Source organism: Lactivibrio alcoholicus, from assembly GCF_055390895.1.
Genome location: NZ_AP042471.1, coordinates 1,104,754 through 1,123,619, shown reverse-complemented (window position 1 = coordinate 1,123,619; position 18,866 = coordinate 1,104,754). Strand labels below are relative to the sequence as shown.

Annotated in this window: 17 protein-coding genes; 10 read left to right on the top strand and 7 right to left on the bottom strand. The window is 64.8% G+C overall.

Annotation, left to right across the window (positions count from 1 at the left end; all coding sequences use genetic code 11):
• Positions 1-85 precede the first annotated feature (85 nt).
• Together ACZ5IU_RS05350 and ACZ5IU_RS05345 are read left to right on the top strand one after the other, a co-directional pair.
• Entirely contained in the window at positions 86-565 is a 480-nt protein-coding gene (locus tag ACZ5IU_RS05350; protein ID WP_464421159.1) for an OsmC family protein, read from the top strand.
• A gap of 8 nt (positions 566-573) precedes the next feature.
• A complete protein-coding gene (locus ACZ5IU_RS05345; protein ID WP_464421158.1) occupies positions 574-1,086 on the top strand; it encodes a DUF3795 domain-containing protein in 513 nt (170 codons plus the stop codon).
• An 87-nt stretch (positions 1,087-1,173) separates the two neighbouring features.
• Here the strand turns inward: ACZ5IU_RS05345 and ACZ5IU_RS05340 are convergent, their stop codons facing one another.
• The 5 genes from ACZ5IU_RS05340 to dctP all read right to left on the bottom strand — a co-directional run bounded on the left by ACZ5IU_RS05340 (position 1,174) and on the right by dctP (position 7,383).
• Positions 1,174-3,144 (bottom strand): hypothetical protein, encoded by a 1,971-nt coding sequence (locus ACZ5IU_RS05340; protein WP_464421157.1) that lies wholly within the window; start codon positions 3,142-3,144, stop codon positions 1,174-1,176.
• Between the two features lie 229 nt (positions 3,145-3,373).
• The gene (locus ACZ5IU_RS05335) at positions 3,374-4,267 is read right to left on the bottom strand and encodes a DMT family transporter (RefSeq protein ID WP_464421156.1); all 894 of its coding nucleotides are present in this window, start codon (positions 4,265-4,267) and stop codon (positions 3,374-3,376) included.
• A 5-nt stretch (positions 4,268-4,272) separates the two neighbouring features.
• A complete protein-coding gene (locus ACZ5IU_RS05330; protein WP_464421155.1) occupies positions 4,273-5,589 on the bottom strand; it encodes a TRAP transporter large permease in 1,317 nt (438 codons plus the stop codon).
• Positions 5,586-6,209, bottom strand: a complete 624-nt coding sequence (locus tag ACZ5IU_RS05325; RefSeq protein WP_464421154.1) for a TRAP transporter small permease — start codon at positions 6,207-6,209, stop codon at positions 5,586-5,588. Before ACZ5IU_RS05325 ends, ACZ5IU_RS05330 begins: the two co-directional genes overlap by 4 nt.
• 133 nt (positions 6,210-6,342) lie before the next feature.
• Positions 6,343-7,383 carry a TRAP transporter substrate-binding protein DctP gene (gene dctP / locus ACZ5IU_RS05320; protein ID WP_464421153.1) on the bottom strand — a complete coding sequence of 347 codons (1,041 nt, stop codon included), beginning with the start codon at positions 7,381-7,383 and terminating at the stop codon, positions 6,343-6,345.
• Positions 7,384-7,548: 165 nt separating this feature from the next.
• Here dctP and ACZ5IU_RS05315 point away from each other — a divergent pair, with 165 nt between their 5' ends.
• The 8 genes from ACZ5IU_RS05315 to ACZ5IU_RS05280 all read left to right on the top strand — a co-directional run bounded on the left by ACZ5IU_RS05315 (position 7,549) and on the right by ACZ5IU_RS05280 (position 18,270).
• A complete protein-coding gene (locus ACZ5IU_RS05315) occupies positions 7,549-8,970 on the top strand; it encodes an MATE family efflux transporter (protein WP_464421152.1) in 1,422 nt (473 codons plus the stop codon).
• Positions 8,971-9,092: 122 nt separating this feature from the next.
• Positions 9,093-9,479, top strand: coding sequence for an ArsR/SmtB family transcription factor (locus tag ACZ5IU_RS05310; protein ID WP_464421151.1), 387 nt, complete (start codon positions 9,093-9,095; stop codon positions 9,477-9,479).
• Positions 9,476-11,584 carry a heavy metal translocating P-type ATPase gene (locus ACZ5IU_RS05305; RefSeq protein ID WP_464421150.1) on the top strand — a complete coding sequence of 703 codons (2,109 nt, stop codon included), beginning with the start codon at positions 9,476-9,478 and terminating at the stop codon, positions 11,582-11,584. Before ACZ5IU_RS05310 ends, ACZ5IU_RS05305 begins: the two co-directional genes overlap by 4 nt.
• 54 nt (positions 11,585-11,638) lie before the next feature.
• Positions 11,639-13,423 (top strand): glycoside hydrolase family 3 protein, encoded by a 1,785-nt coding sequence (locus tag ACZ5IU_RS05300; RefSeq protein WP_464421149.1) that lies wholly within the window; start codon positions 11,639-11,641, stop codon positions 13,421-13,423.
• Positions 13,424-13,506: 83 nt separating this feature from the next.
• Positions 13,507-14,880 carry an MATE family efflux transporter gene (locus ACZ5IU_RS05295; RefSeq protein ID WP_464421148.1) on the top strand — a complete coding sequence of 458 codons (1,374 nt, stop codon included), beginning with the start codon at positions 13,507-13,509 and terminating at the stop codon, positions 14,878-14,880.
• A 63-nt stretch (positions 14,881-14,943) separates the two neighbouring features.
• Positions 14,944-15,288: a DMT family transporter gene (locus ACZ5IU_RS05290; protein ID WP_464421147.1), complete on the top strand. Its 345-nt coding sequence runs from the start codon at positions 14,944-14,946 to the stop codon at positions 15,286-15,288.
• Positions 15,289-15,307: 19 nt separating this feature from the next.
• A complete protein-coding gene (locus ACZ5IU_RS05285; protein WP_464421146.1) occupies positions 15,308-16,279 on the top strand; it encodes a glycosyltransferase family 2 protein in 972 nt (323 codons plus the stop codon).
• Positions 16,255-18,270 (top strand): hypothetical protein, encoded by a 2,016-nt coding sequence (locus ACZ5IU_RS05280; RefSeq protein WP_464421145.1) that lies wholly within the window; start codon positions 16,255-16,257, stop codon positions 18,268-18,270. Before ACZ5IU_RS05285 ends, ACZ5IU_RS05280 begins: the two co-directional genes overlap by 25 nt.
• 15 nt (positions 18,271-18,285) lie before the next feature.
• Here ACZ5IU_RS05280 and ACZ5IU_RS05275 read toward each other — a convergent pair whose 3' ends face one another.
• Positions 18,286-18,537, bottom strand: coding sequence for a type II toxin-antitoxin system RelE family toxin (locus ACZ5IU_RS05275; RefSeq protein WP_464421144.1), 252 nt, complete (start codon positions 18,535-18,537; stop codon positions 18,286-18,288).
• The gene (locus ACZ5IU_RS05270) at positions 18,521-18,775 is read right to left on the bottom strand and encodes a type II toxin-antitoxin system Phd/YefM family antitoxin (protein ID WP_464421143.1); all 255 of its coding nucleotides are present in this window, start codon (positions 18,773-18,775) and stop codon (positions 18,521-18,523) included. Before ACZ5IU_RS05270 ends, ACZ5IU_RS05275 begins: the two co-directional genes overlap by 17 nt.
• Positions 18,776-18,866 lie beyond the last annotated feature (91 nt).

Genomic DNA, 18,866 nt, shown 5'->3' with positions numbered 1-18,866 from the left:
TACTTCGTGCCTTCCGTTTTCCGTATCGCTTGACCTTCCATGAAAGTCGCTCTACAATCCCAATTATGTGAAAGTGATAACTAATATGGAGGGAGCGACGGATTTGGCGTTCGACGAAAAGACGGGAAAACTGACGGTCAGCGTTTCGCTACGCGAGGGAGAAGGGCAGAGGGTGGTCGGCAACGCGAGGGGGCACGAGCTCGCGACCGATGTCTATGCCGCGTGGGGCGGGACGGATACTGCCCCGACTCCGCTCGAGACGCTGGCTTTCGCTCTCGGGAGCTGTGTCGTCACGACGGCCCGGGCGATGGCGAACAAGGCGGGACTCCCGGTGTCGTCGATTTCGGCGACCGTCGAAGGCGCCATCGACACCGCAGCCGCGCGGCGTCCGGAAAGCGGCGTCCGGATGGGGTTCCCCGGCCTCTCCGTCGTCGTCGATATCGAAGGCGATCTCCCGGACGACAAAAAACAGGCGATGCTCGATCGCGTCGTCGCATGTTGCCCCGTATGCGATACGATCGGCGGCGGATCCGCTGTTTCGGTCGTCATGAAAGGGAAGGAGTGACGGACGTCATGGAACGGAAGGACGCTCTTCCCGAGACCGCAGCCGTGTGCGGGCTCTACTGCGAGGGGTGTTCGCTCTTCATCGCGTCGCACGAAGATCCGGAGCGGCTCAAGCGCCTCGCGGCGATGTACGGAATGACCTCGGAGCAGGTTTCGTGCGACGGATGCCGTTCGGAGAAGCGCGGCCCGTATTGCATGACGTGCAGGATGAAGCTCTGCGCGGAAGAACGCGGCATCGACTTCTGCGGGGAGTGTCCGGAGTACTCGTGTCCGACGCTCGAGACCTTCCAGGCCGAACGTCCGCATCGCCGGGATCTGTGGAAGGATCTCGAACGGATTCGTGACATCGGGTACGACGCGTGGTCGAAGGAGGCCCGGAAGGCGTACGAGTGTCCCGGGTGCGGTGCGGTGAACTCCGCGTACGACCTGACGTGCCGCTCCTGCGGGCGCGAGCCGTCGTGCGGGTACGTCGAACGACACGGTGCGGCCGTCCGGGCATTTCTCGCGGCGGCGAAAAAGTGAGGCGTCGCCTTTCCGGCGATCGGGCGACAGAACGGGCGGGAACCGAACCGGTTCCCGCCCGTTTCGTATTTCGGATCTGCCGGCCCGTCAGCGGCGCGGGCCGACGAACAGCAGCGGGATGAGGAGCAGCGCCTCGAACGGCCAGACGACCGAGCACCCGCGGCCCCCCGTATCGCCGGGCCGCGGCGTCGGCGCCGTCGCTCCGTCGGGGATCTCGATCGCCATGACGGTCATCGCGACGCGCACGACGCCGGCCGTCTCGTTCCAGTCGTAGGAGAGACCGTCCGTGACGGTGATCGCGACGGCCCTTTCAACGCTCTTCGCCGGAACCGCGACGCCCTCGCGCGCATTCGTCGCGCCCGAATCCGCGATGACGAGGACGCGTTCCCACATCTTCGTCCCCCGGTTGAGCAGCAGGGCGAGATACTGCGTCCGCCACCCGTCCTCGCCTTCGTGCGTCCCTTCCGGAAACGTCGTCGTGAAGCTCCCCTGCGAGACGCCGGGCTTGAGCGTCATCTCCACGACGCTGCCCCGGCAGCGGGTCTCGGCAAGAGGCGTCGTGCCGGTCCCCCGTGCCGTCTTCGGAGAGGCGAGCGTCTCCTGCAGATAGACCGCCAGCGTATAGAGCGCCTTGTCGAAGGTCTCCTGCGAGAGCGATCCATCCTCGATCCTGGAGACGAGACCGGGATTCGCTTCCAGGGACAGCTTTCCGAGGTAGTCGACAAGCGCGTAGGCGTCCTTCAGGAGATCCTGTCCGCCGGGCGTGACGGCGTTCGGATCGTTGAGCAGGACGAAGAGAATCTGAAGATCGACGCCCGATATTCCGAGAATTTTCATCGCTTCGAGGAGGGCCTTCTGGTCCGGGTCGAGCGGCGGCGGATCGACCGGAGGCGAATAGGGCGTCGGGGTCGGCGTCTGGGTCGGCGCCGGAGTCGATGTCGGCGTGGGAATCGGCGTCGGCGTCGGCGATGCCCCCCAGGGGATCAGGGTTCCGGTCGTGGAATATTGATAGATTTTTCCGTCTCCAGTCCCCGCGACGAGAAGGCGGCCGCTTGTTGGGTGGTAGACGATCGAGTCGCACCGCGTCGACGTATCCACGATGGGGGACAGGGCGCTCTTCGGGGTGGTGTATTTCTTGAATATTTTATTGTTCTGAACGTCGGTGATGTACGAATATCCGGACGGATCGTGCGTGATGCCGCAGTAGCTCGTCCCCGTCTGCGCGTCCACGTCGGTCACCCAGAATGCTCCGGACATGTTTTTGTCGGCAAAATGGACTATCGATTTGTTCGTCCCGGAATCGGGACTGACGCACACCATATAGGGATACAGGAATTCGTCCGCTCCGGACTTGATCGTCTTGACCCTCAGGTTCCGGAAGTTGTCCGGCGATCCCCCCTTGTCGGGACTGAGCGGCGCCGGACCGTCGATGAACTTTTCCCAAGGTCCCAGAGCGCCGATCATCCTTTGCCACACGGCGCCGTTCGCGTCGACGACGAAAAACTTCCGCGACGCTCCCGATCCGGCAGTGGCCATGGATTTCGGCGGCGTCGCGAATCCCTCTCCGGCCGTCGGAAGGTCGATCTTCGGTGCGGACGAAGCACCCGTTTCCGGGTTGAAGGTATGGATTCCGTCATCCTGCAACAGGAACAGCGAATTGTTCACTCCGTCGTACGCCTCGCCCCGGACGCGCCCCGGAAGTTCCTCCCTCCGGGCCGCCGTTCGGGCGAGCCCGGCCCCGCCCGCGCCCGTGTCGCACGAGTCGGGGCTTGCGCAGTGGAAGTCAGTGTCCCGCGAGCCGTCGCTGAAGTATCGGACGATCTCCCAACCGCCGCAGCCGGATGGCGTGTGCGCGACGTAGAAGCAGTCGCCGCTGCCTGCGATGATATGGTCCGGACTGACGAGGCCGGACGGACCGAGCGCGCGGGCGGGCGGCGCGAACGCAACCTGAACGGCGATCATTGCGAGGAATGCGGTTCCTCCGAGCCGTCGCGCGGCATTCCGCATCCCCGACCGGAACCTCTGTGTCTCGTCGCTGCTGCTGTGCGCACGTTCCATTCCCTTCTCTCCCCCTCGGTGAGGCAGTCGGCTTCGATGTACATTTCGGAAAAAAACCAAAAGAAACTATTGTGTAATTATACGGGGAGAATGCAGGAGGGGGCAAGCGGCCGGTCACGTTTTGAGCGGGAAGACGGGCGAGGAAAAAAGTCTCTGGCGTTTCAGATCGCGGCGTCCATCGTGCCTCTTCCCGGAGTTCCTTCTTCACGACGCTCCTGATGAAAACGAGTTACCGCGACAGCCGCGAGTTGATCGAAACGCCGAGGATGATCACCGCGGCGCTCGCGATCTGCACCGGGGTGACGCGTTCGCCGAAGGCGACGGCCGCCATCGCCATCGTGAAGACGGGGATCAGGTTCATGAACCCGGCGGTCCGGGCCGCGCCGATGATCTTGATGGATGCCTGCTGCAGGAGGTAGGCGGCGCAGGAGCCGAACAGCGCCGTGTAGACGACGCCGCCCCATCCGGCCGCCGTCGCCGCGAGAACGGGGGCGACCGGGTGTTCGAAAAGCGCGAACGGGATCGTCGCGACCGTCGCGACGACGAGCCCCCACGTGACGATCACGGGGGTCGTGAGGTTCGTCGCGAAGCGTTTGCTGACGACGTTGTAGACCGCGAACGCGAGGATCGCGCCGATCTGATAGAGGTCGCCGATGTTCATGTCGAGGCGCATGACGCGGTCGATGTCGCCGTTGAACAGGAGCGAAACGACGCCCGCGAACGCGAGCAGGATCGCCGCGACGCGCCCGGACGTCAGGCGCTCGCCCGCCCATGCGGCCGCGAGGAGCGACGTCATGAGCGGCGAGGTCGCCGCGATCGTCGTGACGTTGATGACGGACGTGTACTGCAACGCGACGAAAAAGAGCGCGTTGTTCGCGAACATCCCGGTGAGGCCGAGCGAGACGACGACGAAGATGTCGCGCAGACTCAGCCGTGTCCGGGCGGCTTCGCGGGAGATGGCGAACATCACGGCCGACGCGAGCAGGAAGCGCAGGAACGACAGCGTGAACGGCGGAAAATCCCGGACGCCGACCTTGCCCGCGATGGCGGTCCCGGCCCAGAAGAAGGTCGCGAGCGTCATGTAGAAGGCGGCTCGGGCTTCGGGGGTCACTGAGAGGTGCATCGGGGTCACCATGGCGTTTCGAGGATCACGTGCGGCAGGAAGAGCGCGAACTTCGGAATGTACGCCGTCACGAGAAGCACCGGGAACCAGCAGAGGAGGATGAACCACAGCGTGGGCTTCATCATCTCGTCGATCGGAGCGTTCGCGAGCCGTCCGCCGAGGTAGAGCACCGGAGCGGCCGGCGGAGTGATGCACCCTAGGCCCGTGTTCACGCCGAGGATCGCCGCGTAGTGGATCGGGCTGAATCCGAGCTGCATGACGATCGGCATCAGGATCGGCGTCGTCAGGACGACGACGCTGATGTCGTCCATGAGCATCCCCATGATGACGAGGAAGACGTTGATCATGAACATGATGACCCACCGGTTCTCCGATACGGACTGGAAGATGACCAGCACCTTTCCGGGAAGGTTCTCGAGGATATAGAGCCGGCTCAGCATCGAGACGGAGAAGAGCATCACCATGATGACGCCCGTCGTCACGGACGATTCGACGACGACTTTGAACAGCCCTTTGCAATCGAGGCCCCTGTAGACGAACATCCCGACGGGGATCGCGTAGAGCACCGCGGCGGCGGCGGCCTCGGTCGTCGTCATGACGCCGCCGTAGATCCCGCCGAGGACCAGGACGGGGAGGACGAGCGCCGGAATCGCGAGATAGCCCCGATGCCGGAAGAGCGCCGCCTTTTCCCCGAAACTCCGGGGCGGCGCGACGCGGACCGTCGTGCTGTTCCGCAGAAGCCAGCGGTTCACGAGGGAAAGCAGCAGGATCGTGAGCAGGCCGGGCGCGACGGTGGACAGAAAGCACGCGAGCACCGACTGGCCGCCGATCCACGCGAAGATGATGAGCGTCGCGTTCGGCGGGATCAGGAGGCCCAGGAGCGACGCGTTCGACATCAGCGCCGCCGCGTGCCCGCGCGGGTATCCGGCGTCCCGCAGGCGCGGGAACATGATCGAGCCGATGCACGACAGCGTCGCGCAGGCCGCGCCGGAGATCGAGCCGAAGACCGCGCAGGAGATGATCCCGACCGTTCCGAGTCCGCCGCGCCTGCTCCCGGCGAAGACGTCCACGAGGTCGATGAGCTTCTCGCCGATCTTGCCGCGCTCCATGATCCCGCCCGCGATGATGAAGAGCGCGATGGCGACGAGCGACACGGAGTTCATCTGCGTGAACGCGTAGGGCAGGAGCTGGCTCGCCTGGTACCCGGCGCCGCCCGCGCCGCCGAAGAAGATCAGCCATGCGGACGACGCCATGAAGCTGACCGGAACGGGAACGCCGAGAACGAGGCAGAAGAGCAGGATGGCGACGGCGACGGAGATCATGCGGCTTTCCCCTTCGGACGCCCGCCGCGCAGCATGTCGGAGGCGCTTTCGACGAGCGCGACCGCGAAATAGTACGCCATGAAGACGAGCCCCGTGAAGATCGCGAGGTACGACGTCCAGAGCGGAATGCGCCAGATGGTCGTCTTCGGAACGGCGACGCCCGTTCCGCGCGGACCGAGAAGGCCGAACATGAAGAAGTCGTAGCCGTACCACACGAAGAGCAGGCTCACGGCGACCGTGACGAGGTCCTTCAGGAAGACGAGGAAGCGCTTCACGCGGCCCTCCGGGACGAACGACTGCACGAGGTCGGCGGAGACGTGGCTCCGGTTGTACGCGCCCCACGCCGCGCCGGCGAAGTAGAGCCAGAAGGAGAGCAGCTTCACGACCTCTTCGTAGCCGTAGAGATCCCCTTCGAGAACGTAACGCACGAACGTGGCCGTGCCGATGATGACCGTCAGCAGGATGAACGAGACGAAGCAGACGGTCGAAAAGAAGCCGACGACGATTGTGTCGAACGGGTTGTGTGGAAGGATTTTCGGGGCGCAGTCGTTGTCGGGCGTCATCGACGCGGAGAGAGGCTCCTCCCCGGTCGCGTCGTTTTCGCGGATCTTTTCCGGCATGGGATCATTCCTTTCGATTCCTTCGGGTGACAGAACAGGTGCGCCGGGCTCGGCTTTCGCCCGGCGCACCGGAAAAAATCCGAAAATCCGCGCACATGCCGGACGTTCGGAGACAACGCGTGGTGCGATTAACCTATTTCGGCGCGAGTTCCTTCCGGAATTCGTCCATGAGTTCCTTCGTCATCTTTCCTTCGAGCCCCGGCCAGGAAGAGGCGCAGGCCTCGGCGAGCGGCTTCAGCTCCGCTTCGGTGTACGTGAAGACCTGGATGCCCTTCTTGCGCATCAGTTCGAGATGCCGCTCGTCCTCGGCCTTCGCGTTGTCGATGCTCTTCATCGTGGCGTCGGTGAAGGCGTCCTGGAGAACCTTCTGATCCTCGGGAGAGAGCTTCTGCCAGACCATGTCGCTCATCATGTAGTTCAGGCACTCGACGGAGTAGTTCGTGTTGTACCAGTACTTGATGACGTCGCCGAGCGTCGTGTAGGCCGAGGCGATCGGGTAGCCGTTGACGCCCTCGCAGACGCCCGTCTGCATGGACTGGTAGACGTCGGCGTAGGGGATCGTGACGGTCCGGTAGCCCATGGCCTCCGCGCCGAGCTTGTAGACGTCCATGTTTGGAATCCGGACGAGGACGCCCTTCGGAACCTTCGGGTCGAGCGGGTCCCTGACGGGTTTGACGCTTCCCGTGCCGATGAAGCCCTCGACGTAGAAGCCCAGGAGCTTCACGCCGAGCGCGCGGTTGAGTTCGTCCATCTTGCCGAAGAGCCACCCCTTCGGGGAGAAGATCTTCTTGGCGTCCTCGTAGCCCCGGACGAAGCCGTTGATGTAGACCAGCTCCAGCCGCGGGTCGAACTGGCTCGGGATCGAGACGCCGGCGAGGTCGATCGTGCCGCGGATGAGTTCCTCGAAGACGAGCGTGTAGTCCCCGAGCTGATTGGCCGGGAACACCCGGATCTCGATGCGGCCGTTCGTCTTTTCGGCCACCTGTTTCGCGATGTCGTTCATGAATTTCGTCGCCGTGTGGTCGGCGGGCGACTGGCCCGCGAACTTGAGCGTCACCTGCGGAGCGGCCTGTGCCTCCGATGGCGGCAACGCAAAGACAAGCGCAGAAAGAAGCGCGAAGAGCGGCATACGACAGAACCGACGAGCATAAAGCCTGTTTTCGAACCCGAACATTCCTCCATCTCCCTTCCGGATCGTGTCCGCTTCCTCTATAATGTCACACCCCGAACGACGCTTGGGGGCATCTCCCGATATTGGGGGAATATTCCTCAGGACTGTGGACAACTGCGGATTCTCCGCTAGAATACCACCGACAGGGAAAAGCGGGTGATGAATTTTATGAACGAAAACAAAAATTCAGTTGATCCACGCGAAAGATCGGATCTGACGGTAGGGAGCGTCCCGGCGGCGCTCCTTCGTTTTTCGCTTCCGTTGCTCCTCGGAAATGTCCTGCAACTCGCGTACGGCATGGCGGACAGATTCTGGGCCGGACGCTTCCTCGGCAAGGAAGCCCTCGGCGCAGTCTCGCTCGCGTCGCTCGCGATCTTCGTTCTCATCGGTTTCGCATGGGGTGTGACGATGGGATCCTCGATCCTCGTCTCGCAGGCGTGGGGAGCGAAGGATGCCCAGGGCGTCCGCAGGGCCGTCGCGAATTCGTTCGTGGTCGGAGGTGTGCTCGCGCTTCTCTGTACGCTGCTCATCTCCGGTCTTTCCCGTCCGGTCCTCTCGCTCATGGGGACGCCGCCCGAAGTGATGGGGCAGGCCGCGGCCTATCTTTCCGTGATGGGCGTCGGCGTCGCGCTGATCTTCGGTTTCAACCTCGTGAGTTCGATCTTCCGGGCGATCGGAGACTCCGTGACGCCGCTCAAGTTCCTCGCGCTCGCAGTCACGCTCAACGCCGCGCTTGATCCCGTCTTCATGCTCGGCTGGGGGCCGATCCCCGGGATGGGGGTCGCGGGCGCGGCCGCGGCGACGGTTTTCGCGGAAGGGATCGCGTTTTTCTGGAGTATCCGTTATCTGCAGCGGCAGGGAGGCGACGCCCGCGTCGTCATCGCGCGCGACACGATCGACGCGGGGATCATGGGGCGGATCCTGCGGCTCGGCCTTCCGACCGGGGTCCAGCAGGTTATCATCAGTCTCGGAATCACCGTGATCCAGTGGTTCATCAACGCGTACGGGACCGATGTGATCGCGGCCATCGGAGCGCAGATCAATATCGACAATCTTTTTTTCCTGCCGTCGATGAGTCTCCATCTCGCCGTCGCGGCGATGGTCGGACAGAACGTCGGCGCCGGGAGATTCGCGCGCGCGAGGCGGACCCTCGCCTGGGGACTCGTGTTCTGCGCGGCGTCGAGCCTGACGTTCGCGCTCCTGTCTCTGGTCGTTCCGGAAGCGCTGCTCCGGCCGTTCCTCCGGGAGGAGGACGCCGCCGCGCTCCGGATCGGCGTGAGCATCCTGCGGATCCTGGCGCTGCCGTACCTGTGCGTCACGGCGATGGTCGTCTTCAACGGCTTTTTCAACGGAACCGGCGACACGGCGGCCGCGATGGTCATGTCGCTCGTCAGCCTCTGGGGCGTCCGGATCCCATCCGTGTGGCTCCTGCAGTCGATCATGGGACTCGACGGAGTGTGGTGGGGAATCGCGGTCGGGTACGTCGGAAGCGTCGTTCCGGGATTCATCTACTACTCGCGCGGTTTTTGGCGTCGAAAGGCGCTCGCGTCGTACCGGTCGCACCACGCGGCCGTTGACAAGGGCGTCTAGCGGCCTTCCGGAACGCTCCGGAATACCAGTATTGACAGGAAGGGGAGGATCGCGTATTCTTTCCATGAACATATGAACACGTTTTCATACGTTCATGGAATTCCGGAGAGGATGTGACGAAAGTGGTGAAGCGTACCGCGGATTCCCGCGACGAATCCCGTACACGCGAGGCCATTGTGGAACGCGCGCGGGAGGACCTTCTCGACGATATGCTCGCGCTCGGGACAGCGGAGATCTTTCGCGTACTTGGGGACACGAATCGGATCAGGATCCTCCACCTGCTCTCGACGCGGGAGATGTGCGTCTGCGACCTCGCCGAAGCGACGGGGATCGAACAGTCGGCCGTCTCGCACAACCTGCGCCTTCTGCGTCACGCGAGAATCGTGCGTTTCCGCAGGGAAGGGAAGCAGGTCTTCTACACGCTCGACGACGATCACATCGCCGGACTGCTGCGCCAGGGCGTCGATCACGCGCGGCACGCGACGCTGAAAGGCGATGAGGACGAATGACGACGAACGGGATCAGCCGTTTCCGGGTGCAGGGCATTTCATGTCCGGATTGCGCCGAAAAGTTCCGGCGACGGGTCGCAGACCTTCCGGGCGTCCGGAGCGCGTCGCTGAATACGGTTCGGGGGACGATTTCCGTCGACGGGGTCGTGAGTCTCGAGCTCCTGCGGGAACTTGGGGACGAGGAGGAGTATACGATCACGCCGCTTGTCTCAGACGGCGACGCGAGGATTTCGCGCGAGCCCTTTCCCGCCGGTGCGGCGCTCAGGTCCGCGTTCGCGACTGCGGCGTTCGCCGTCGCACTCGCGCTGTCTTCGAACGGGGCCGTCGTCTGGGCGCGCGTCGCATACGCCTGCGCGACGCTTATCGGAGGAATCGACGTCTTCAGAAAGGGCCTCGCGTGTCTCGTCCGGCTGCACTTCACCGAGAGCGTCCTCATGGGTACGGCCGTCGCCGGAGCCATCGCGATCGGGGAGTGGTCGGAGGCGGCGGCCGTGAGCGTGCTGTTCTCTGTCTCGGATCTTCTCGAGGCGTGGAGCGCGGAGCAAACGCGTCGGTCGGTCCGCGGCCTTATGGACGCGGCCCCCGAAGAGGCTCGCGTTCTTCGCGACGGGGGCGAAGTCGTCATCCCGGCAACGGACGTCCGCCCGGGCGATACGGTGCTGCTCCGTCCCGGTGACCGCGTCCCCGTCGACGGGAAGATTCTTTCGGGACGTTCGGCCTTCGTCGAGGCGTCGATCACGGGAGAATCCGTTCCGGCACCGAAGGGCGAGGGGGACGACGTCTTCGCCGGAACGCTGAACGCGTGGGGGGCCGTATCGGTCGAAGCGACGGCGCCCGCGTCGTCGTCGACGCTCGCGAAGATCGTCCGGCTCGTCGAGGAGGCTCAGGCGAACCGCTCGCCCTTCCAGACGACGATCGAACGATTCGCGGCCGTCTACACTCCGCTCGTGATGGCGCTCGCGGCGCTCGTCGCGGTCGTTCCGCCGTTTTTTTTCGGTCTTCCGTGGAACGCCTGGATCTACCGGGCACTGTCGCTCCTCGTCCTCTCGTGCCCGTGCGCGCTCGTGATCTCGACGCCCGCCGCCGTCGTCTCGGCGATCAGCGCCGCCGCGAGGTCGGGCGTCCTGATCAAGGGAGGCAGGGCGCTCGAGGCGATGGGGCGCGTGCGGACGATCGCGTTCGACAAGACGGGAACGCTGACGCGCGGACAGCTCACCGTCGAGGACGTCGCGTGCGTGTCCGCGGATCGGGACGAGGTCCTCGGAACGGCGGCCTCGCTCGAATCGAAATCGGCGCACCCGGTCGCGGAGGCCATCGTGGCGGCGTCCGGCGCTGTCGCCCGTTCGGATGTCCGCGACGTCCGCGAGGTTCCCGGACGCGGGATCTCCGGAGCGTGCGACGGGGGTGTCGTCAGGGCGGGAACGCTTCCGTGGCTCGAAGGGGAGGGCGTCGACGCGTCGGCCGCCGGAGATGCGGCCGGGGCGTTCGAAGACGCGGGGCATACGGTGGTCGCCGTCGCGCGGGATACGCGTCTTCTGGGGCTGATCGCGCTCGCCGACGCGCTCCGCCCCGGGGCGAAGGACGTCATCGGTTCGCTGCGCCGCGAGGGGATCGAACGGACGATCCTGCTGACGGGCGACAACGAACGCTCGGCGCGAAGCGTCTCCGCAGCGGCGGGAACGGACGGATACCGCGCTCGCCTGCTTCCCTCGGACAAGCTCGATGCCGTGCGCTCCCTGGTCGCGGAACGCGGCCCGGTCGCGATGGTCGGCGACGGCGTCAACGACGCTCCGGCTCTTGCCGCGGCGACGGTCGGGGTCGCTATGGGCGGCGCGGGGAGCGAAACGGCGCTCGAAACGGCGGATATCGCGCTCATGGGAGACGACCTTTCGCGTCTGCCGTTCGCGATCCGTCTGAGCCGGAGGACACTCGGGACCATCCGGCAGAACGTCGTCGCGTCGCTCGGACTCAAGCTTCTCGCGCTGGCGGCAGTCGTTCCGGGATGGCTCACGCTCTGGCTCGCGATCGTGGCCGATATGGGGGCGACGATCCTCGTCACGCTCAACAGCCTTCGGCTGCTCCGTGACCGCGACGTGCCCATGTGATACCATCCCTTCGGAAAGGCGGAGATTCCGCCGGATCCGAAGGGAGTGTTCCGTATGCGTCGTTTTTCGTCTGTACTCTGGTTCCTCGTCGTGGTCGCCGCGTGTCTCGCCCCGGGTGGAATCTCGTGGAGCGCTTCCCGCGATCCGGAGGAGATTCTCGCGGGCATGACGCCCGAACAGAAGGCCGGACAGGTCATCGTTGGGTTCTTCAACGGCGACACGATGTCCGCGGATCTGCGCTCGGCGCTGACGAACCTCCATCCCGGCGGAGTGATCCTCTATTCGAGCGCCGGGAATATCTCCTCCGTCGGGCAGGTCGCGACGCTCGTGGCGGATATCCAGAACGTCATGAAAAACGACGTGCCGCCCTTCGTCGCGATCGACCAGGAAGGCGGCATCGTCGCGCGCATCACGAAGGGCGTGACCGTCTGGCCCGGGAACATGGCGCTCGGCGCGACGGGCGACTCCCGCCTCGCCGCGGAACAGGCCCGGATCCTCGCACGGGAGCTCCGCATTCTCGGAATCACGTGGGACTACACTCCCGACGCGGATGTCAACTCGAACCCGGATAACCCCGTCATCGGCGTGCGATCGTTCGGTTCGGACGCGGGCGACGTCGCGCGTTTCGTCGCGGCGACGCTGCCTCCGTTCGCGGACGAGGGCGTTCTCTCCTGCGCGAAGCACTTCCCTGGGCACGGCGATGTCGATATCGACTCGCATCTCGGACTGCCGCGAATCGATCACGACCTCGCGCGTCTCGAGGCGGTCGAACTCGTGCCGTTCCGGCGCGCGGCCGCGCTCGGCGTCCCGTCGGTCATGACGGCGCACATGATCGTTCCGGCGCTCGGAGCGACGGACGTCCCCGCGACGATGTCCGCGAAGGCGCTTTCGTTCCTGCGAGGCGAGATCGGCTTCGGCGGGCTCATCGTCACGGACTCGCTCGGAATGGGAGCCGTGGACAAGCAGTGGGGCTCCGTCGAGGCGGGCGTCATGGCGCTTGTCGCGGGTGCCGATGTCCTGGTCTACGGAGCGGACAGGGGGCATACGCCTGTAGACCAGTGGAAGGTCCATGCGGCTATCCTCGAAGCGCTCCGGTCCGGCCGGCTTCCCTCGTCGAGGCTCGATGACGCCGTTTCGCGGATCCTGCGCGCGAAAGCGAAGGCCGGAATCCTCGACGACCCGATGCCGCGGCCGGACCGGTTCCGGGAACTCGGGACCGAAGAAAACCTCGCCGTCGCGCGCCGGATCGCCGAATCCTCGGTGACGCTCGTCCGGAACGACCGCTCGCTCGTTCCGCTCTCCTTGGGGAACGACGCTTCGATTCCGCTCGTGTGGCAGGCCGAGCGCGCGGAGTACGCCGCTCCCCTGCTGCAGACGGCGCCGGGTCTGACGCTCGTCGGGCTGCCGAAGGCGCCGACGTCGGACGATATCGACCGGGTCGTGTCGGCCGTGAAGGACGCCCCGGTCGTCGTCGCGGGAACGTATTCGCTCGCCCCGGAAAGTCCGTGGGCCGAGGCGCTGCGACGGATCGGCCCCGAGCGCACGGTGCTCGTTGCGCTCAGGACGCCGTACGACCTCAGGGCGCTTCCGGCCGCGAGCGCCTTCGTCGCGACCTACGGGGACACCGCGCCGTCCCTGACGGCTCTCGGGAGGATCCTGCGCGGGACGCATCTTCCGAAAGGATTGCTTCCCGTCGACATCCCAGGGCTCTATCCGCGCGGCTGGGGCATCCGGACGCTGCCGGGAACGAGCTCTCCGGGGTGTTCGGCCGGACCCGGGATCGGACTGCTCGCCCTTCCGGCGGTAGCGGCGAGCCTCGTCGGCGTCCTCGCGAGGTAGAGAGCGCGGGATACGTGTGAGCCGGGCCGCCGTCGCGTTCGTGGTTCCCGCGGCGACAGCGGCCTCTTCAGAAGGAGAATTCCATGAATACGTCGGAAAAACTGGGCCGGGAATCCATTCCGCGGCTTCTTGTGCGTTTCGCCGTCCCCGCGATCGTCGGGATGCTTGCGAACGCACTCTACAACATCGTCGATCGGATCTTCATCGGACACGCGGTCGGGCCGCTCGGGATCGCCGGAATATCGGTGGTCTTCCCGTTCATGATCGTCGCGTACGCCTCGGCCGTCCTCGCCGGGGTCGGCGCCTCCTCGCTCATTTCCATCTCTCTCGGCGAACGGAGGCACGACAGGGCGGAACGCGCCCTCGGCAACGGATGGCTCGTGCTCGTTTCCGAGGCGCTCCTGCTCGTCGCCGCCGGATACGCGTATCGCGACGCGATCCTTCGCTCCGTCGGCACGAGCGACACGATTCTCCCCTACGCGCGCGAGTATTTCGACATCATCCTCTGGGGCGTCCCGTTCGCGATCGTCGGCGCCGGCATGGCCTATTGCATCCGCGCCGAGGGACGTCCGAGGTTCGCGAGCGCTACGCTCGTCATCGGAGCGATCTCGAACGTGGCGCTCGACGCGCTGTTCATCCAGGGATTCGGCATGGGACTCCGCGGCGCGGCACTCGGGACGATCATCGCGCAGGGAATCGCGGCCGCGTGGGCGCTGTCGTTCTACGCAAGGGAACGAGGAGGTGTCCGTTTCCGATTCTCGAACCTCGTTCCGGAGATTCCCACGATCGGGAGAATCATCGCCGTCGGGTCGGTCCCTGCGCTTGTCGAGCTCACGTTCACGTTCATCATCGGACTCGTGAACCGGCATCTCGCGCACTACGGCGGAGACCTCGCCGTCTCCGCGATGGGGATCTTCTTCAGCCTCGACTCGCTGCTCTTCGTGCCCGTCTTCGGCATCGGCGAGGCGCTGCAGCCCATCGTCGGTTTCAACTACGGCGCACGGAACACGGACCGCGTGATCCGCGCGGTGAAGCTCGCGCTCGTCGGCGCGACGATCTATTACATCGGAAGTTTCGCCGTGGTCATGGCGGCTCCGGACCTCCTCATCCGCCTCTTCACGACGCAATCCGATCTCATCGCCCTTTCCGTCAGATGTCTCCGGATCGGCTACAGCGGCGTGATGTTCGCGGGGTGTTCGGTCATTGCGTCGTTCTTCTTTCAGGGGCTCGGGAAGGCGCGGCAGGGGATGATCCTCTCGGTGGCCCGGCAGTTCGTCTTCTTCATTCCGCCGCTTTTCCTGCTGCCGCAGCTCTTCGGGGTCGACGGGGTATACCTGACGTTCCCGTGCGCGGATATCGGCGGCGGCCTCCTGAGCCTCGCGATGCTCAGGAGGCAGTTGCGGTCGCTTCGCGGCGGGAGCGGCCCGGATGGTTCCGATGCGCCCGCGGGTGCGTGATCCGGGCCGTATGTGCTATTGTATCCGCGTCGTGACGGCTGATTCCTCGGGGAGGCCTCGGGCGTGACATTCGCGCTGATCGTCGCCAACGTTCTCCTGACCGTCCTTTCGAACGTCTGCGTCCGGACCGGGATGTCGTCGTTCCGGGCCGGACCGCGCGGCGTTTTCCGGCACATGGTGCGGACGCGTTCGATGTACGTCGCCCTCGTGTGCTACGTCGGCGCGTTCGTGACCTACAGCCTGTTGATGTCCCGGATGAAGCTCGGCGTCGTCTATCCGTTCATGATGGGGCTCAACGCCGTGAGCCTGGCGGCAGCGGCGGCATGTTTCCTCGGCGAGCGGCCGACCCGCGGGAATATCGCCGGCATCGCGCTCGTGATCGCCGGGGTCTGGTGTCTCGGGGCATGACATGCCCGGAGGGGAGCGAATGACCCGCCTGACCGTGGTGATTCCCGTATATAACGAAGCCGGACAGATCGCCGCGACCGTCGCGGCGATCAATTCGGCGTTGTGTGCGTGCGGCGGGCTCTCCGCGACCTTCGTGCTCGTGGACGACGGTTCCTGCGACGGGACGTGGGAGACGATCGGGAAACTTTCTTCCGGCGCGGGCGACGTCCGGGGCATCCGCCTGAGCCGGAATTTCGGCAAGGAGGCCGCCCTCTGCGCGGGGCTCGACGCCGCCTGCGCGTCGGGAGCGGATGCGTGTCTCGTGATGGATGCCGATCTGCAGCATCCTCCGGAATACATCCCCCGGATGGTGGAATTCTGGCGCGAGGGGTACGATGTCGTCGAAGGCGTCAAGGCGTCGCGAGGGAGCGAAAGCCGGGTGTACCACTGGCTGGCGCACGCGTTCTACGGCACGATCGGCGGGCTCTCGGGCCTTGATTTCGACGACGTGTCGGACTTCAAACTGCTCGATATGAAGGTCGTCCGGGCATGGAAGACGATGGGGGAGAGCCGGACTTTTTTCCGCGGCATGACGGCGTGGCTCGGCTTCAGGCGCGCCGCTATCCCGTTCGTCGTGGCGGAGCGGACGACCGGAACGAGCAAATGGTCCGCGTTCCGGTTGTTCAGGCTCGCCACGGACGCGATTTCGTCGTTCACGTCCGCTCCGCTGCACTTCGTGACGATCCTCGGCCTCCTGCTGCTGGCCTTCGCCGTGCCTCTCGGGATCCAGACGCTCTACAACAAGCTGGCGGGAGTCGCCGTCGACGGTTTTACGACCGTGATCCTGCTGCTTCTGCTCATCGGAAGCTCGATCATGATCAGTCTCGGGATCATCGGAATCTATATCGCGCGGATCTTCGACGAGGTCAAGCGCCGGCCGCGCTATCTCGTACGCGAGACGACGCCTTTCCGTTCTCCGGAGGGCTCATGTTCGGAATCGCCTACATCCTGATCTGCGCCGCCTTCGGATATGTCGTCGTCCGCGAGCTGCTGCCGCAGCTCCTGCGGCCGGAGACGGAAGTCTTCCGTCTGCTCGTGCGCCGTACGGACGACGCGCCGTCGCCGCTCAGGCGCTGGATGATCGTTCTGCCCGCGTCGTACATCGTCGGAACGCTCCTCGTCGCCTGGACGACATATCTCGTCGCGTACGCCCTCAGGGGAACGGCGACCCCGCTGCTCTTCGCGAATGCCGTGACGATGCCGTTTTTCGCCGGGATCGCTCTCGCGTGGCGGATGCGCCGATGCCGGACATTCGCCCCCGCTGAAATCGCCCGCGGGCTTCGGAATTCCAGCATCGGGATCGGCGTCGTCGTCGCAAGCGCGCTCGCGATCGGCTTTCTGGATGCCATCACGCTCTTCCGGAGAGGCGGAGACATCGCACTCGGGGTGTCGGCGTTCAGCGATCTCGTCACGCACGTGTCGATGATCCGGTCGTTCTCGCTCGGGTGCAACTTCCCGACGGAGTACGTCTACTTCGCCGACGGGACCGTCCGGTATCACTTCATGTTCCAGTTCCTCGCGGGGAACCTCGAATTCCTCGGCCTTCCGCTGCATCTCGCCTTCAACATCCCGAGCGTTTTGTCGTTCGTCTCGATGGTCATGCTGCTTTTCGGCCTGACCATCGCGTTCTGCGGCAGCCGCCTCGCGGCCGCGATCGCGTGCGTCCTCGCGTTCTTCCGGAGTTCGTTCGCTTTTTTCACATTCGCTCGTGGCGCGGCCTCGTTCACGGATTTGCTGCACCGGATCGTGGCGGTGAACCGGCATATCGGCGCGACGCCCCACGAGGATTGGGGGCTCTGGAACCAGAACGTCTTCGTGAACCAGCGTCATCTTCCGTTTTCGATAGCGCTGCTGCTGTTCGCTCTGATCCTGATGCTGCCGCTCTTCGCCGAGATGATGGACCGACTCCGCGACAAAGGTTTCGGCCCCCGGATGCGCGAGCTTCTTGCCTCCCGCGGCGCATGGGCGCCGGAATCCCTGACGCGAGCAGTGACGCTCGGCGCGCTTCTCGGCCTGTCGGCCTTCTGGAACGGAGCGGTATTCATCGCCGCCATGCTCGTGCTGTTCGTCCTCGCTCTCGTCTCGGCGCACCGGCTCGAATACCTGATCGTCGCGGTCGTCGGGCTCGCTCTTGCGCAGGCACAGGCCGCGTTCTTCATCGGGGGTTCGGGCGGCGTCTCACCGACGCTCTACCTCGGCTTCCTCACGCCCGTCAAGACACTCTGGGGGCTCGTCCTCTACTACGTCGAACTCTTCGGGATCCTGCCGCTGATGGTCCTCGCGTCGCTCGCGCTCCCGCTCCGCGGCATCCTGTATTTCGTTCTCGCGGCCGGAGCGCCGTTTCTCTTCGCCAACAGCGTATCGCTGACGCCGGATATCGTCGTCAATCACAAGTACATCATGATCGCGGTCATTCTCGCGAATATCCCGGTGGCATTACTGCTCGCGGAGATGTTCCGGCGGCGGGTGACCGGAATCCTGGCCGGAATCCTGCTGTTCCTCCTGACCTGCACCGGAGGCGTCGATCTGATCACGCTCGTCAATATCAACGCCCCTCGAAGCGCCGTCGTCATTGCGGAGCGTCACCCCGTCAAATTGTGGGTCGAGAAGAACATCCCGCCGAACGACATCGTCCTGACGAAGAACTTTTTTACGCACCCCATTCTCGCGGCGGGCCGGAAGCTCTTCAACGGGTGGCAGTACTACTCGTGGTCGGCCGGATACGACACTGCCGGGCGCGACCGCATCGCGAAGGAGATCTTCGAGGGGACGGACGCGGATCGCGTCGAGGCGCTGCTTCGGGAAAAACGAATCCGCTACGTGCTTGCCGACGCCGAGACGAAGCGGGAGTTCGCCGTCAACGAACCGCTTCTGGACGGGATCATGGAACGCGTGTACGCGCACGGACCGTCCGGGACAATCGTATACAGGGTACGCCGTTAGCCGGACGATTGTCCTCTACAGGAAGTAGTTCCTGTGCCCGATTCGGATGACGGGAACGAGAAGAGTCTGCTCGTGTATCTCGTAGAAAATCCGGTACTCGCCGACGCGGAGGCTGTAGGCATTCGACTGCGGGAGTCGAGCGTGGTCGCGGGGGAGAGGATCTTCGGACAGCGCGTCAAGAGCGCGCCGGAGTTGCCGGTAGTCTCCGGCGTCCAGGGAGCGTAGCGTTGAGAGCGCGGTCGGGAACAGGCTAATTTCGTATGGCATATTTCGCGTCGAGCTCGGCGCGGAGCTGCCTCCAGCTGATCTTTTCCCCCTTGTTCGCGTGGGCGTCGCGGAGAAGCCGGAGATTCAGCTCGTCTTCGATTCGCTGCATGTATTCGGCATCCGCCGCAGGAACGACGGCAAAAGACGGCTTCCCTTTTTGACGGACGATGGTGCGCTCACCCCGCCCGGCGCGTTCGACCGCCTCGTCGAGGTTGGCGTTACAGAGTTCCCTGAGCATGGAATCGAATCACTCCCTTTCATCTATCGCGTATATATTGTACCTCAAGCGTTCGCCCGGTCCCCACCCTTGACACGGGGCGAGGCATCGC